The organism is Paenarthrobacter sp. NPDC057981 (genome assembly GCF_042886835.1).
Classification (GTDB): Bacteria; Actinomycetota; Actinomycetes; order Actinomycetales; family Micrococcaceae; genus Arthrobacter.
Window position 1 is genome coordinate 248,633 of sequence record NZ_JBHVQI010000003.1, and the last position, 12,979, is coordinate 261,611.

Annotated in this window: 13 protein-coding genes and 1 riboswitch; of the genes, 4 read left to right on the forward strand and 9 right to left on the reverse strand. The window is 63.8% G+C overall.

The window, feature by feature from the left end; translation table 11 throughout:
- Positions 1 to 6 precede the first annotated feature (6 nt).
- Positions 7 to 603 carry a GNAT family N-acetyltransferase gene (locus ACFVSI_RS05900; RefSeq protein ID WP_387820691.1) on the forward strand — a complete coding sequence of 199 codons (597 nt, stop codon included), beginning with the start codon at positions 7 to 9 and terminating at the stop codon, positions 601 to 603.
- Here ACFVSI_RS05900 and ACFVSI_RS05905 read toward each other — a convergent pair.
- From ACFVSI_RS05905 to ACFVSI_RS05915, 3 genes are read right to left on the reverse strand one after another with little or no spacing between them, the layout of a single operon-like run.
- Complete coding sequence (locus tag ACFVSI_RS05905; protein ID WP_387820694.1) at positions 600 to 1,394, reverse strand: energy-coupling factor transporter transmembrane component T family protein; 795 nt, start codon at positions 1,392 to 1,394, stop codon at positions 600 to 602. The genes ACFVSI_RS05900 and ACFVSI_RS05905 overlap by 4 nt on opposite strands.
- Positions 1,391 to 2,947, reverse strand: coding sequence for an ABC transporter ATP-binding protein (locus tag ACFVSI_RS05910; RefSeq protein WP_387820697.1), 1,557 nt, complete (start codon positions 2,945 to 2,947; stop codon positions 1,391 to 1,393). The genes ACFVSI_RS05905 and ACFVSI_RS05910 overlap by 4 nt, the downstream gene beginning before the upstream one ends.
- A complete protein-coding gene (locus ACFVSI_RS05915; RefSeq protein ID WP_387820700.1) occupies positions 2,947 to 3,567 on the reverse strand; it encodes an ECF transporter S component in 621 nt (206 codons plus the stop codon). The genes ACFVSI_RS05910 and ACFVSI_RS05915 overlap by 1 nt, the downstream gene beginning before the upstream one ends.
- Before the next feature lie 75 nt (positions 3,568 to 3,642).
- Positions 3,643 to 3,778: riboswitch (TPP riboswitch) on the reverse strand.
- Between the two features lie 171 nt (positions 3,779 to 3,949).
- Between ACFVSI_RS05915 and ACFVSI_RS05920 the strand changes: the two genes are divergently transcribed.
- Positions 3,950 to 4,639 (forward strand): NUDIX domain-containing protein, encoded by a 690-nt coding sequence (locus ACFVSI_RS05920; protein WP_387820703.1) that lies wholly within the window; start codon positions 3,950 to 3,952, stop codon positions 4,637 to 4,639.
- 25 nt (positions 4,640 to 4,664) lie between these two features.
- Positions 4,665 to 4,925 (forward strand): DUF4235 domain-containing protein, encoded by a 261-nt coding sequence (locus tag ACFVSI_RS05925; protein ID WP_387820706.1) that lies wholly within the window; start codon positions 4,665 to 4,667, stop codon positions 4,923 to 4,925.
- A 97-nt stretch (positions 4,926 to 5,022) separates the two neighbouring features.
- On the opposite strand, the gene mnhG is transcribed toward ACFVSI_RS05925, so the two are convergent.
- The 6 genes from mnhG to ACFVSI_RS05955 are packed head-to-tail and all read right to left on the reverse strand — an operon-like array spanning position 5,023 to position 11,343.
- A complete protein-coding gene (gene mnhG, locus ACFVSI_RS05930) occupies positions 5,023 to 5,412 on the reverse strand; it encodes a monovalent cation/H(+) antiporter subunit G (protein WP_377548041.1) in 390 nt (129 codons plus the stop codon).
- Positions 5,402 to 5,680: a monovalent cation/H+ antiporter complex subunit F gene (locus ACFVSI_RS05935; protein WP_387820710.1), complete on the reverse strand. Its 279-nt coding sequence runs from the start codon at positions 5,678 to 5,680 to the stop codon at positions 5,402 to 5,404. Before ACFVSI_RS05935 ends, mnhG begins: the two co-directional genes overlap by 11 nt.
- Entirely contained in the window at positions 5,677 to 6,243 is a 567-nt protein-coding gene (locus tag ACFVSI_RS05940) for a Na+/H+ antiporter subunit E (RefSeq protein ID WP_387820713.1), read from the reverse strand. The genes ACFVSI_RS05935 and ACFVSI_RS05940 overlap by 4 nt, the downstream gene beginning before the upstream one ends.
- The gene (locus tag ACFVSI_RS05945) at positions 6,240 to 7,808 is read right to left on the reverse strand and encodes a Na+/H+ antiporter subunit D (RefSeq protein ID WP_387820716.1); all 1,569 of its coding nucleotides are present in this window, start codon (positions 7,806 to 7,808) and stop codon (positions 6,240 to 6,242) included. The genes ACFVSI_RS05940 and ACFVSI_RS05945 overlap by 4 nt, the downstream gene beginning before the upstream one ends.
- Positions 7,805 to 8,305 (reverse strand): Na(+)/H(+) antiporter subunit C, encoded by a 501-nt coding sequence (locus tag ACFVSI_RS05950; protein WP_387820719.1) that lies wholly within the window; start codon positions 8,303 to 8,305, stop codon positions 7,805 to 7,807. The genes ACFVSI_RS05945 and ACFVSI_RS05950 overlap by 4 nt, the downstream gene beginning before the upstream one ends.
- Positions 8,302 to 11,343 (reverse strand): Na+/H+ antiporter subunit A, encoded by a 3,042-nt coding sequence (locus ACFVSI_RS05955; protein ID WP_387820721.1) that lies wholly within the window; start codon positions 11,341 to 11,343, stop codon positions 8,302 to 8,304. Before ACFVSI_RS05955 ends, ACFVSI_RS05950 begins: the two co-directional genes overlap by 4 nt.
- Before the next feature lie 199 nt (positions 11,344 to 11,542).
- Between ACFVSI_RS05955 and ACFVSI_RS05960 the strand changes: the two genes are divergently transcribed.
- The gene (locus ACFVSI_RS05960; RefSeq protein ID WP_387820723.1) at positions 11,543 to 12,946 is read left to right on the forward strand and encodes an MFS transporter; all 1,404 of its coding nucleotides are present in this window, start codon (positions 11,543 to 11,545) and stop codon (positions 12,944 to 12,946) included.
- The last annotated feature ends 33 nt before the right edge of the window (positions 12,947 to 12,979 follow it).

A 12,979-nucleotide genomic window follows, 5' to 3' on the forward strand; every position in this document is an offset into this window, starting at 1 on the left:
GAAACCATGACCACCACACAGGATTTCTCTGTCCGCACCACCGTCTACACCGAGGAGCTCGACGGCTGGGGCTCGCTCCGGATCGTTCCGCTGGTCCCGGCCGAGGACATCGGACTCATCCACGAGTGGGTTTCGCAGCCGAGGGCCAGGTTCTGGGGAATGACGGAGAAATCCCGCGAGGAAGTACTCGGAATCTACGAATTCCTTGATTCACTGGACACGCACCATGCCTTCCTGGCCCTCCTCGACGGCGAGCCCCTGGCATTGTTCCAGACGTACGAGCCCCTTCACGACCCTGTGGGCGAGGCCTACCCCGCCCGGGAGGCGGACATCGGGATGCATCTGTTGCTGGCACCGGCCACCCGGCCCATTCCACACTTCACCCCGAGGCTTGGCACCTCCCTTATCAGGTACATGTTCTCGATCCCCGGCAAGGACCGGATCATCGTGGAGCCGGATTCACGCAACGCGAAAGCCCTCCGCCGCCTGGAGGCGACATGTTTCGAGCTGGGCCCCATCATTCAATTGGAGGAAAAGGAAGCCCAGCTCGGTTTCCTCACGCGGTCTGACTTTGACGAAATCCAGGAGCTGCCAGCACGCTAGCGCCAAACAAAACTCCATGTCCCCGCGCCCACGGCCGTGAGTACTGCGCCGGCAGCTATGGCCACGCCGCCAAGGAGCACCCACACGTCCAGGAATGAGTACGTGGACTCGCGCGCCCAGGTCCGTTGCCCGCCGCCGAAGCCGCGCGCTTCCATGGTCACGGCCAACCTGGAAGCCCGGCGGACAGCCTGGACCAGCAAACCAAAGCTCTGCCCCAGCGTCGCCTTGAGCCTCTGCAGCGGGCTGCCCTGCGAGCCGACACCACGGGCACGCCGGGCCATTCCAATGGTCTGCCATTCCTCCGCCAGGAGGCCCACCAGCCGCATGGCGGCCAGGGAACCAAGGACAAAGCGGTGCGGCAGTTTCGCTTTTTGAGCCAAGGCGTCGGCAAGGTCAGTCGGATCAGTGCACGACATCAGCAGGATCGCCGGGAGGGCGATCGCCAAACCGCGCAACATGAAACCCAGCCCCAGCTGAAGGGAACCTTCGCTGATGGACCAGAGTCCGACGTCGAGCAGTACAGCGCCGCTGTCGGCGGCCACAATGGCGGTGCTCCAGCCCCCGATCACGGCCGCGATGATCAGCGGCCATGCGCGAAGCCACAACAGCCGCAGCGTCAGGCCGGCCAACGGGAAAAGTGCCAATTCCGCGATCAGCGCAGTGGATGCCGAGACCCAGTCGATGGACAAGGCCAGCACCAGCGAGATGAAGAAGACGGCCACGAACTTCGCCAGGGGGTTCGCCCGGGTCAGGAGTGCGTGGTTTCCGCTCAGATTCAATGCGTCCTTCACGCGGCACCCGCTTCCTGATGCGCTGCTTCGCCCTGCGTTGCCGGCCCCAGTCGCAGCTCCGTCCCGCCCAGGACCGCGCTGAACTCCTGGTCGTGGGTCACCGACACGACTGCCGTCCCGGCATCGAGCAGCTCCGAAAGGAACGACGCCAGCTCGGCCCACGTATTGGCGTCCTGGCCGAACGTGGGTTCATCCAAGACCAGCACCTTGGGGTGGGCCGCCAGCACTGTGGCTACTGAGAGCCTCCGCTTCTCCCCTCCGGACAAGGTATAGGGATTCGCGTCCACCAAATGGCCCAGTCTCAACCGCTCCACCAGTTCGTCGACGCGCTCTTCGCCGTGGCCAAGGTGTTTTGGACCGAACATGAGCTCGTCCAGGACCTTGCCGGTGACGAATTGGTGCTCCGGTTCCTGGAAGACAGTGCCAATCCGGGAGATCAGCTGATCGGCTTTCCATTTGTACGGGTCAATGCCGGCTCCGTCTGAAAGCTCGACGCCGGCACTCACCGCGCCATCCACCGGCGCCAGAAGACCGGCCAAGGTGAGTGCGAAGGTGGACTTGCCGGCACCGTTCGGCCCGGTAATGGTCAATGCCTGGCCGGCTCTGACCTGGGCGGTGATGTCTTTCTGCGCGGGAACGGGCGGGACGGTCCTGAAGCCCTTCCGCTTGGGCTTTTCCCGGGAAACCGCAAGGTTCTGGGCCACGAGGAGCAGCTCGCTGGGACCGTCCGCCTGCAGCCGTGCCCGGGTCGCGGGAACGTAACCGGGTACCCACACGCCCGCTGCCATCAGCGTGGATCGTGCCTCGGAGAGAACCTGGTCCGGCGGCCCGTCCAGCAGTGTTCCCCCACCGGCAGAACCGGGCTGCAGGACCACGATCCGGTCCACCAGGTCCTTCCACACGGAAACCCTGTGCTCCACAACCACCAGCGTGGCACCGGTCTTGTCCAGGCAGCGGCGCACTGCGTCCCGGACCTCCAGCACGCCTGCGGGGTCAAGGTTGGCCGTGGGCTCATCGAGCAGGATCAGCCCGGGCCGCATCGCCAGAATGCCCGCCAACGCAAGCCGCTGCTTCTGGCCTCCGGAAAGTGCCGCCGTCGGGTGGTCCAACGCCAAACCGCCGCCGGCAGCGCTACGCAAGCCGACGTCGTCGAGCGCTTCGTGCACACGGGACCAGATCTCATCCCGGGGCACAGCCAGGTTCTCCGCACCGAAGGCGACGTCGTCGCCCACGCGCGAGAGGATCACCTGGGTTTCGGGGTCCTGCTGCATCAACCCGGCGCGGCCCCGCGACTCCCGGGGCGCGGCGCCGTCGATCAGCAGCGAGCCGGTCTCGTCCGAGTCGTCTTCCTCGTCACCCAGCACCCCGGCCAGGGCGTGCAGGAGCGTGGACTTGCCGGCCCCGGATGGGCCCAGCAGGAGGACCCGCTCCCCTGGTTCAATCCGCAGGTCCAGGCCCTGGATGGCTGGCGTGGAACGCCCCGCATGCCGCCACCCCCACCCCTCGGCGGAAATGGCGGCAGGCTTGACCGTGCCGCTCTGTGTGGCGGGCATCAGCTGAAGACTGGCTCCGAAGCGGCCTTGCGCGAGGCGAAGGAACTGAGAACGCCAGTCTTCGCCAGACCGCGGGTGGCGATCCAGGACAGTGCGCCGGCGATGATGGCGCCGGAAAGCGTGCAGAACGCGATGTAGGTCAGCTTGTCGATGGCCTCATAGGCGATGTTCCAGCCCCACGGGAGGAAGGAGTCGTTAAGGCCGCAGAAGAGTCCGGCACCTGCACCCGCGAGAAGCGACGTGGGCAGGTTGAACTTCTTGTAACGGAACGCCGCGAAGATGAGCTCCGCGCCGAGACCCTGCAGGATGCCGGAGATCAGCACCGTGGTGCCGTACTGCGAGCCCATGATGAGTTCGCCGGTGGCGGCCACAGCCTCGCAGAACAGGGCTGCGCCGGGCTTGCGGATAATGAGCATGCCCAGGACGGCGGGGATCATCCAGCCGCCGGCGATCAGGCCGGTCAGCGGCGGGTAGGCCGCGTTCATGGGGATGGATACGATCGCGGCGCCCTGAGACCAGGCCCAGAAGATCACGCCGCCGGCGATGGCGATGAGGGCTGCCACCACGATGTCTACAACTCGCCAGCCGTAACTGGTCTTCTTCACGTTTACCGTGGTCATTTTCTGCCTCCTGAGGTTACAGGAGGGGAAAGTGCTCCCCGGAGTCCACCTGGCTTGCGCCGTCCGGATCCGGACACTCTGAGAAGCTCGACTCCCTTGCGCCGGTACTAACCGGATCAGGTTCGAGGGTCTGCGGCTGTCCGCACTCTCAGCGCCCTCGCGTCTCCTGCGTGGTGCAGGATTCGACGGAGGCGCTCCCCTGTCGTTATCAAATCTGCCCTGATGGGCTGGTTCAGTTTACACCTTGGCGTGCTTGGGAGCCCGGGTGGGCGGGCAGGCGGGGTCATATTCCGTCCTTGCCCTTGCGAGGCCCGCTCTGCGCCCCATTCCTCGCCCGTGGCACGCAGAGCAGGCCCCGCAACGCACCTGCGAGAATGACTGCATGACGGATCTTCCCGGCTCCAGCCTTCCCGACACCACGCCAGTGTCCGAGCCACGCCTCGCAGCCAGCGTCATCCTGCTCCGCGATACCCCGTCCGGGCTCGAGGCGTTCGTCCAGCACCGGGTCAGCACCATGGACTTCGCTGCGGGGATGGTGGTGTTTCCGGGCGGCCGGGTGGATGCAACGGATCAGGCCGGATGGGATTACCCGGCGGAGCTGCTCCACAGCCACGCTGCCGCCTGGGCACAGAGTTCGATTTCCTCGGATCCAGCCCTGACGCAGAAGGCCGCGGGTACCGTCCTCGCTGCAGCCATCCGCGAGGTCCAGGAAGAGGCTGGGCTGGCCATAGAGGCCGCAGCCCTGCGCCCCTGGGCCAACTGGATCACTCCAGTGGATATGCCCAAGCGTTTTGACACCTACTTCTACATCGCGAAACCCGCACCGGAAGCGCAGCCTCGGCACCAGACCACGGAGGCCTGGCAATCACTGTGGATGCCTGTCAGCGGAATTTTGGCCGCCGAAGCTGAAGGCGGGCTTAAGTTGATGCCGCCCACCTATTACTTGCTCAAGGAAATCGCGGCTTTCGACTCCGTGGACGCCCTTTGGTCGGCCGAACACCCGGTGATCCCGGTGCTGGCGCCGGTCGGATCCTTGACTGCGTTTCTCAAGGAACGGGAGAACCGCAGGTAGCCTGCCGTACAGCTAGGCTGGGGGCATGAACCTCTTTTTCAAGCTGTTGGGCGCCGGAATTAGCCTCGGCGCAGGCTTTGTCGGTACCAAACTCGTCAACAAAGGCTGGGAAAAGGCCACGGGCAACAAGCCGCCCACAGGCAACGACGACATGGAAACGAGCCTTCGCTCGGCCCTGACCTTTGCGTTGGTTTCCGCCTTCGTGAGCACGCTGATCCAAGTCCTCACCAGCCGGGGCACGCAGCGGGCCATTGCCCGTTTCGCGAAGTCGCAGGACATCGTCTAAGCACCACCGGGACAAGCAACGCGGGGTCACTTATGGCCCAAAAGTCCCTCGGGGATGGGCCATAAGTGACCCCGCGTTGCTTTAAGGTTCGGATTGCTTAGGGCTCCAGAGGCTCCTGGCCGGCGGCAGCCCTTTGGACCACGGCTTCGAGTTCATCCTTGGTGAGCTTCTCGCGGTGTCCGTGCTTGGTCCGGTACGCCGAACGTCCCACCATATGTGCGGAGACCGGCGCTGTGAGGAGCTGGAAGATCCACGCCACCAGCAGGACCGGCCACACCCACCAGGTGCGCATCTGCAAGCCGATTGCTGAGAGCATCAGGAACAGGCCGAGCACCTGCGGCTTGGTGGCTGCGTGCATGCGGCTCATCAGGTCCGGGAACCTCAACAGGCCGATCGCCGCACCGAGGGACATCAGCGCACCGACAATCAGGAACACGACGGTAACGGCGTCGATGACGACGTCCACGCCTGAGGCATCAGGATTCATTGCTGTGCTCCCTCCTCTCGGCCACAAAACGGGCAACCGTTACCGAGCCGATGAACCCGATGATCGCAAGTGCCACCAGGAGCATCAGGTTGTTCAGATGCCGGTTCACTGCCATGTCCACGGCCAGAGCTGCACCCACGATAGCCAAAAGGACGTCGGAGGCGAGGACGCGGTCCAGCAGGGACGGGCCGATCGCGATGCGGATGATTGCACCTGCAGCTGCGAGGCTGAGGATCACCGCCGTAGCCACCAAAACAAGTTCCTTCACAGCACTGCCCCTTCCAGGCCGGCACGAGGTTCCGATTTCAGTGCCTCGACCTCTTCACGGGTTCCCATAATGCGGATCAGCCCGGCCTCAATGTTCTGGGTTTCATGGCGTATTTTGGCGATGTCCGCTTCCCCGTAAATGTTGAGTGCGTGCAAGTACAAGGTGGACGTCGAACGGTCCACCTCCACCACCAGTGATCCGGGGATCAGCGATATGACGTGGCCTGTGGCAGTCACCATGAGGTCCGAATGGCTCCGCAGGGGAACAGCGACGACGGCGCTACGGACCTTGGGCCCTTTGACAACAGCCAGGTATAGAACCACGAAGCTCGCTGCCACCACTTTTACAAGGAAGATCAGGGCGAACGGGATGGCGCGCAGGATATTGAACCTGCCGCTGAGCTCCACGGGCGGGAGGTAAAAGAACTTGGCAACCAGCACGGCGATCAATGCGCCGAAGAGCAGGTTTCCGGGGCTGAAGTCCCGCCACAGCGCACCCCACACGATGACCAACCAGATGAGCAGCGGCAGCTCCGTGCGGAACGAGGTCGGTTTGCGGCTCATTTCGCACCACCGTTCTGAGGCAGGGGCGGTACCTCTACGGCGTCGCCCAACACCGAATGGATGTAGGCCGAGCGGTCCAACATGATTTCAGCTGAACCGTCCGCGATCTGGAAGAGTGGGCCGGCGAAGACGGTCAAAGCCACACCGAACACCACCAATGCCGCGGTGGAACCCACCATGGTTCGCGGCAGGACTCCGACGTTTCCGGGGGTCAGCAGCACGGGGTCGGGGTACTCGGCATCTTCGGGTTTGCGCCAGAAAGCCCTGTTCCAAACCCTTGCGATGGCCAGCAGGGTCAGGAGGCTGGTGACCACACCGCCCACTACGAGCACGATCGCCAACGGTGTGCCGAGCTCCACGCCCGCCTGCAGGAGGCCGAGCTTGCCAAGGAAGCCGGAGAACGGCGGAATTCCTGCCAGGTTCATGGCCGGGACGAAGAACAGCAAGGCCAGCAAAGGCGAGAGCTTGGCCAAGCCACCCAGCCGGTCAATGGAGGAACTGCCGCCACGACGTTCGATCAGACCCGTCACCAAAAACAGGCTGGTCTGCACGGTGATGTGGTGCGCCACGTAGAACACAGCCGCGCCCAGGCCGGACACGGAGCTGATGGCCAGCCCGAACACCATGTAGCCGATATGGCTGACCAGGGTGAAGGACAGCAGACGTTTGATGTCGCTCTGGGCCAAGGCGCCCAGGATGCCCACCACCATGGTCAGCAGCGCCACCACCATCAAGGGGACGTTGAGGGTGTCTCCGGGGAACAGGAGAGTCTCCGTCCGGACCATCGCGTAGACGCCCACCTTGGTCAGCAAGCCTGCGAACACCGCTGTGACCGGGGCCGGAGCCGTGGGATATGAGTCAGGAAGCCAGAACGACAGGGGGAAGACTGCCGCCTTGATGCCGAACGCCACCAGCAGCATCACGTGCAACAGGTTCTGCGTGCCCGGGTCCAGTTCCGCCAGCTTGACCGCCAGGTCCGCCATAGTGATGGTTCCGGTGGCCCCGTAAATCATGGCAATGGCAATGAGGAACAGGACGGACGACACTACGGAGACCACCACGTACGTGACGCCGGCACGGATGCGCGGGCCGGTGCCGCCCAGGGTCATGAGCACATAGCTTGCCGTCAGCAGGATCTCGAAGCCGACGTAGAGGTTGAAGAGGTCACCTGTGAGGAAGGCATTGGACACGCCCGCCACCAGGATGAGGTAGGTGGGGTGAAAGATCGAAACGGGCGCTTCCTGGTCGCCGTCGGCCATGCCTTGGCCTGTGGCGTAGATCAAAACCGCCAGGCTCACCACGGACGAAACCACGAGCATGAGCGAGGAGAACTGGTCCACGACCAGCACCACGCCCCAGGGCGGCAGCCAGCCACCCAAAGTGACGGAGGTGGTGCCGCCACTCCAGACGGAGAACAGCAGGAGGCACTCCAACAGCAAGGTGCTGCTGAGGATGCCGATGCTGACTACCCGCTGGGCGGTCTGGTGCCGGATCAGCAGGAACGCCAGCGCGGCGCCCAAAATCGGGAGGAGGACAGCCAGCGGCGACAGGTTTGCGAGATTCACGCGCTGCCTCCTTCCTGCGTCGATGACGTATTGGGGGTTTCTGTGGCTTCCGGGTGGTTCCGGTCCGAGGTACTGGACGGGGTGACCGCGAACTCCGAGGTCTCCAAGGGCACGATCGCATCGTCCTCGGCATCGAAGCTCGGGGTTTTAGCCACGCGGACGTCTTCGAGGTCGTCCTGGATTTCATCCTGTCGGGCAAGGACCCAGGTCCGGTAAATGATGCCGAGCATGAACGCTGTCACGGCGAAAGAGATGACGATTGATGTGAGGATCAGAGCCTGCGGAAGGGGGTCGCTGTAGGAATGGGGGTCTGTTTCCTTGGTGAAGAAGGGAGCCAGCCCGGCATACCCTCCCGTGCTCAAGATGAGGATGTTCGTGGCGTTGGCCAGCAACATCAGCCCCAGCAGCACGCGCGTGAGGCTGCGCTCGAGGATGAGGTAGATGCCGCAGGCGTAGAGAACACCCATGACGATCAGCAGGGTCAGGTTGATGCTCATGCGGTACCTTTCCCGGAGGCGGCAGATTCGGCAGCGGATTCGGCCAGTCCGGCCGGCTCCGCTTGCGCGGCCTGTTCGGCCTGTTCTGCGGCGTCTTCCGCCGTCAGGGGCGCGCCTTGGCCTTCAAAATGCTCGTCGATTTCCGCACCGAGGCTGCGGAGGACATCCAGCGCCAGTCCCACCACCACGATGTACACGCCGATATCGAAAATCGTGGACGTGACGAACTTGACGTCACCGAAGACGGGCAGCCAGAACTCGATGATGGCGCTCTGGAAGACCTGTCCGCCAAGGAACAGCGGCACGACACCTGAGGCCGCCGCCGTCGCAAGTCCCGTTCCCAGAAGTGTTCCGGCACTGACGGTCGCTGCCTCGCTCAACTCAAACCGTCCACCGGCCAGGTAGCGGATGGTCAGGGCAAGCCCGGCTGTGAGGCCGCCCGCAAACCCGCCGCCGGGCAGGTTATGTCCCGCGAGGAGGAGATAGATGGAGAAGACGATCAGCGAATGGAAGATGAGCCTGGTGACGACTTCGAAAATGATCGATCGCCGCTCGGGAGCCAAGGTCCGGCCAGCTACCAGCCAGGCGTCACGGGTGACGGCCGTGAACTTCCGGGCGACGGCGAGCGTGGCGCTCGTCCGGGAATCACGCTCGACGCCGGTGCGGCGCCCCACGCTGCCTTCCGGCACGGCTTCGGACGTTTTGATGCGGTCGCCACGGCTTCGGACGAAGATCAGGCTCGCCACGCCTGTGGCGGCGATAGCCAACACGGAAATCTCGCCAAAAGTGTCCCAAGCGCGGATATCCACCAGGGTCACGTTGACCACGTTCAAGCCCCCGCCGCCCTCATAGGCAAGGCGCGGGAAGTCGAGGGAGACCGGGGTGGCCACACGGGCGCCCATCGCGTAGATCGCCACGAAGATCATGGTGATGCCAAACGCTGCGCCGATGATGACGCGGATGACCCTGAGCCGGCCGCCGGTCCTGTCACGCAACTCTGCAGGCAGGCTGCGCATGGCAAGGACAAAGGCCACCAGCACAATGGTTTCCACGAGCATCTGGGTCAGGGCAAGGTCCGGGGCGCCCTGCAGCGCGAACATGAGGGCGATGCCGTAGCCGGTGACGGACACCATCAGCACGGCGAGGAATCGTTTGTTGGCCCGGACCGCGGCCAGCGCTCCCACTACGATTCCCACGCCCAGCACCATCTGCAGCGGCGAGTTCGGGTCGACGAAGTAGATCCCGTCAGGCAACGGCTTGTTGGCAATGACGATGGCAGCCAGGGGAACAGCGAAAGCGACAGTAAGGATCACTGCCAGGTAGAAGTACAGCGAACCCCGCTGGGTGCGGCCGGTGACCCAGACCGCAACATCATCCAGCGCGCCAATCGTGTTCTGGTACGCGCGGTCGCCGTCGACCCAATCAGGGACCAGGCCCTGGAGGCGGGCAACGACGTTGCGGCCGTAGAACATCGCCGCGCCCAGCACGAACGTTATCGCCGTCAGGCCCAAAGCGGGCGTCAGGCCGTGCCACAAAGCCAAGTGTCCGGCGTCGACGGCGTCCGGTCCGGTGGCGAACAACGCAGCGTAAGGCTGAATCCAGGTGTCCACCGGCGTGGGCCATACCCCGTACACGATGCTGAGAAGGCTGAGGATCGCCGGGGCCGCGAGGAACGAGGGCTTGATGGGCTTAAACGGAGTGGGCTCCACGCCCGGCTTGACGGCGAACGCTCCCCACATGAAACGGGCACTGTAAGCGAACGTGAGGATGGAGCCGATAACCAGGCCCACCAGGATCCAGATCCCCAGGGCGCCCTCGTTGCCTGTTCCGTAGTGGACGAAGGCCTCAAAGACCGACTCCTTGGCGACGAACCCGGCCAGCGGCGGCACGCCAGCCATCGACGCGGCGGCGATCGCGGCAACCACGCCAAGGGCTCGGGACGATCGGAAGACTCCCGAGAGCTTACGGATATCGCGCGTTCCGGATTGGTGGTCGATGATGCCGACTACCAGGAACAGCGTGGCTTTGAACAGGCCGTGCGCCAGCAGCAACCCCAGACCGGCCAAGGCGGCGTCGGGCCGGCCCAGTCCCACCACCATTGTGAGGAACCCGAGCTGGCTCACGGTGCCGTAAGCGAGGATGAGTTTGATGTCCGTCTGCCGCAGCGCACGGTAGCCACCGATGATCATGGTGGCCAGGCCAAGCCCAAGGACCAACGGCAGCCAGAACTCCGAAGATGCAAAGCCCGGCGCCAGGCGGGCCACGATGTAGATGCCAGCCTTCACCATCGCAGCCGCGTGCAGGTAGGCGCTGACCGGTGTCGGGGCCGCCATGGCCCCCGGCAGCCAGAAGTGGAAGGGGACGAGCGCCGATTTGGTGATGGCACCCACCAGGACCAGCACGACGGCGGCGTCCACCGCGCCCTGCATAGGTCCAGTAAGGAGCGACCCGGCTTGGTCGAGGATGGCGGAGACGCGGTAAGTTCCGGCGGCCTGGCCCAGGATGATCAAGCCGACGAGCATCGCCAGACCGCCTGCCGTGGTGACCATCAGTGCCTGTAGGGCAGACCGTCGTGCCGCCAAACGGGTGCGGGCATAACCGATCAGGAGGTACGACAGGATGGTGGTGAGCTCCCAGAAGATAAAGAGCATCAGGAGGTCGTCGGAGGTGACCAATCCGAACATGGCACCAGCGAAAGCCAGCAGCTGGGCACCGAAGCCCCCCAGGCCGGAATCCTTGTTTTTGAAGTACCGGGCGCAGTAGACCAGCACCAGCGAACCCACTCCCAGGATGAGCAGCGACATGACCCACGCCAGGGGGTCCATGCGGAACGCGAGTTCAAGGTGCAAACTGGGAATCCAAGGCAGGACATCTTTTATGCCCTCGCCGGAATATACGGAGCTGTACTGCAGGACCAGCCAAATGAAGGCGGCCGCGGGGACGGCGGCCAGAACGTAGAACGCATTCCTTCGCAGCGAGCGGAAGATCAAGGGCGCCACAGTTGCCGCTGCAAAGGTAATGGCGAGAACTGTGATCACTGTTTTCTCCGCAAAGTCAGAAAAGAATTGTCAAAAGTTGGAGCAGGCGGTCATACGTTGGGTTCAGTTCATCCAGTTTATCAAGGGGCCAGGACACTTTTAGGCCACTTCCCCGTCCCAACCGCCCGACGACTGCTGTTGTCCACATAGCGGTCTGTCATCCCCACGCAGTCCATGCCGCCCCGATAGCATTCACACTATGAACGCGGCCGCAGTTCCCGAAGCCTCCAACCCGACATCCGAGCTTGCCTCCGGTCCGGTCACCTCCAAGAAGGGACAAATCCTCGCGTGGGCGTCCTGGGATTGGGGATCGGCAGCCTTCAACGCCGTCATGACGACGTTCGTCTTTACGGTGTACCTGACCTCCAATGCCTTCGGCGGAGAAGACGCGGCCTCGGCTGCTTTAGGCGCCGCCCTTGCCATCGCGGGCCTGGCCATCGCGCTGCTTGCGCCCGTCACGGGCCAACGCTCCGATGCCGGCGGCAGGAGGAAACTATGGCTCGGCGTCAACACAGCCGCCACGGCACTGCTCACCGGGCTGTGCTTCTTCGTCTTCCCGCGGCCCGAGTTCCTGCTCCTCGGAGTCTGCCTGATCGCACTGGGCAACGTGTTTTTCGAGTTTGCCGGGGTGAACTACAACGCCATGCTGGCCCAGATCTCCACACCCCGCAACATCGGCAAGATCAGCGGCTTCGGCTGGGGAATGGGCTATCTGGGCGGGATCGTGGCGCTCCTGCTGGTCCTGCAACTTTTTGTCCAGCCTTCGTTCGACTGGTTTGGGGCGTCTACCCAGGATTCACTCAACATCCGGCTGGTCGCCGTCTTCTCTGCGCTGTGGTTCTTCATCTTTGCCCTCCCGGTGATGTTTGCTGTCCCCGAGGTCTCCGTGAAGAAAGACACGGCGGCCTTGGGATTCGTCGAGTCCTATAAATTGCTGATCCGCCGCATCGGGGCCATCTACAGGACCAGCCCGCACACCATCTACTTCCTGCTCTCCAGCGCGATCTTCCGCGATGGCCTCGCCGCAGTCTTCACCTTCGGCGGCGTGATCGCCGCAGGGACCTTCGGTTTCGAGCTCAAGGAAGTTATCTTCTTCGCCATCTTTGGCAACGTGGTCGCCGCTGTTGGCGCAATCATCGGTGGCTTCCTGGACGACAGGATCGGACCCAAAGCCGTCATCGTGTTGTCGTTGATCGGCCTGCTCATTGCGGGAACCTTCATCTTGGTCCTGGGCAACGGTGATTACGTCTTCTTCGGGAGCCCCTGGCCTGGCAGTTCCACCTTCTGGGTCTTCGGGCTTCTCCTGTGTTTGTTCGTCGGACCCGCACAGTCCTCTTCCCGGGCATACCTCGCCAGGCTTGCCCCGGCAGGTGAGTCCGGCGAGTTGTTCGGTCTTTACGCCACGACGGGACGGGCCGTCAGCTTCCTGGCGCCCACCCTGTTCACGCTCTGCATCGCAATCGCATCTCCCGTCGTCGCTGCCGGGGAAGCCCAGCGCTGGGGCATCCTGGGGATCATGGTGGTGCTCCTGGCGGGCCTCCTGGTGATCCTTCCCGTGAAACCGCCAGCCAAGGTGGAAATAGCCGTAGTACCAGTGCGTTAACTACATAGGACCTGTCGGGCGTCAACAACGTAC

What these genes read in the sequence shown, in the direction of transcription:
- ACFVSI_RS05900 (WP_387820691.1), top strand. Translation starts at nt 7, where the DNA reads ATGACCACCACACAGGATTTCTCTGTCCGCACCACCGTCTACACCGAG.
- ACFVSI_RS05910 (WP_387820697.1), bottom strand. Translation starts at nt 2,947, where the DNA reads ATGCCCGCCACACAGAGCGGCACGGTCAAGCCTGCCGCCATTTCCGCC.
- ACFVSI_RS05915 (WP_387820700.1), bottom strand. Translation starts at nt 3,567, where the DNA reads ATGACCACGGTAAACGTGAAGAAGACCAGTTACGGCTGGCGAGTTGTA.
- ACFVSI_RS05920 (WP_387820703.1), top strand. Translation starts at nt 3,950, where the DNA reads ATGACGGATCTTCCCGGCTCCAGCCTTCCCGACACCACGCCAGTGTCC.
- ACFVSI_RS05925 (WP_387820706.1), top strand. Translation starts at nt 4,665, where the DNA reads ATGAACCTCTTTTTCAAGCTGTTGGGCGCCGGAATTAGCCTCGGCGCA.
- mnhG (WP_377548041.1), bottom strand. Translation starts at nt 5,412, where the DNA reads ATGAATCCTGATGCCTCAGGCGTGGACGTCGTCATCGACGCCGTTACC.
- ACFVSI_RS05940 (WP_387820713.1), bottom strand. Translation starts at nt 6,243, where the DNA reads ATGAGCCGCAAACCGACCTCGTTCCGCACGGAGCTGCCGCTGCTCATC.
- ACFVSI_RS05950 (WP_387820719.1), bottom strand. Translation starts at nt 8,305, where the DNA reads ATGAGCATCAACCTGACCCTGCTGATCGTCATGGGTGTTCTCTACGCC.
- ACFVSI_RS05960 (WP_387820723.1), top strand. Translation starts at nt 11,543, where the DNA reads ATGAACGCGGCCGCAGTTCCCGAAGCCTCCAACCCGACATCCGAGCTT.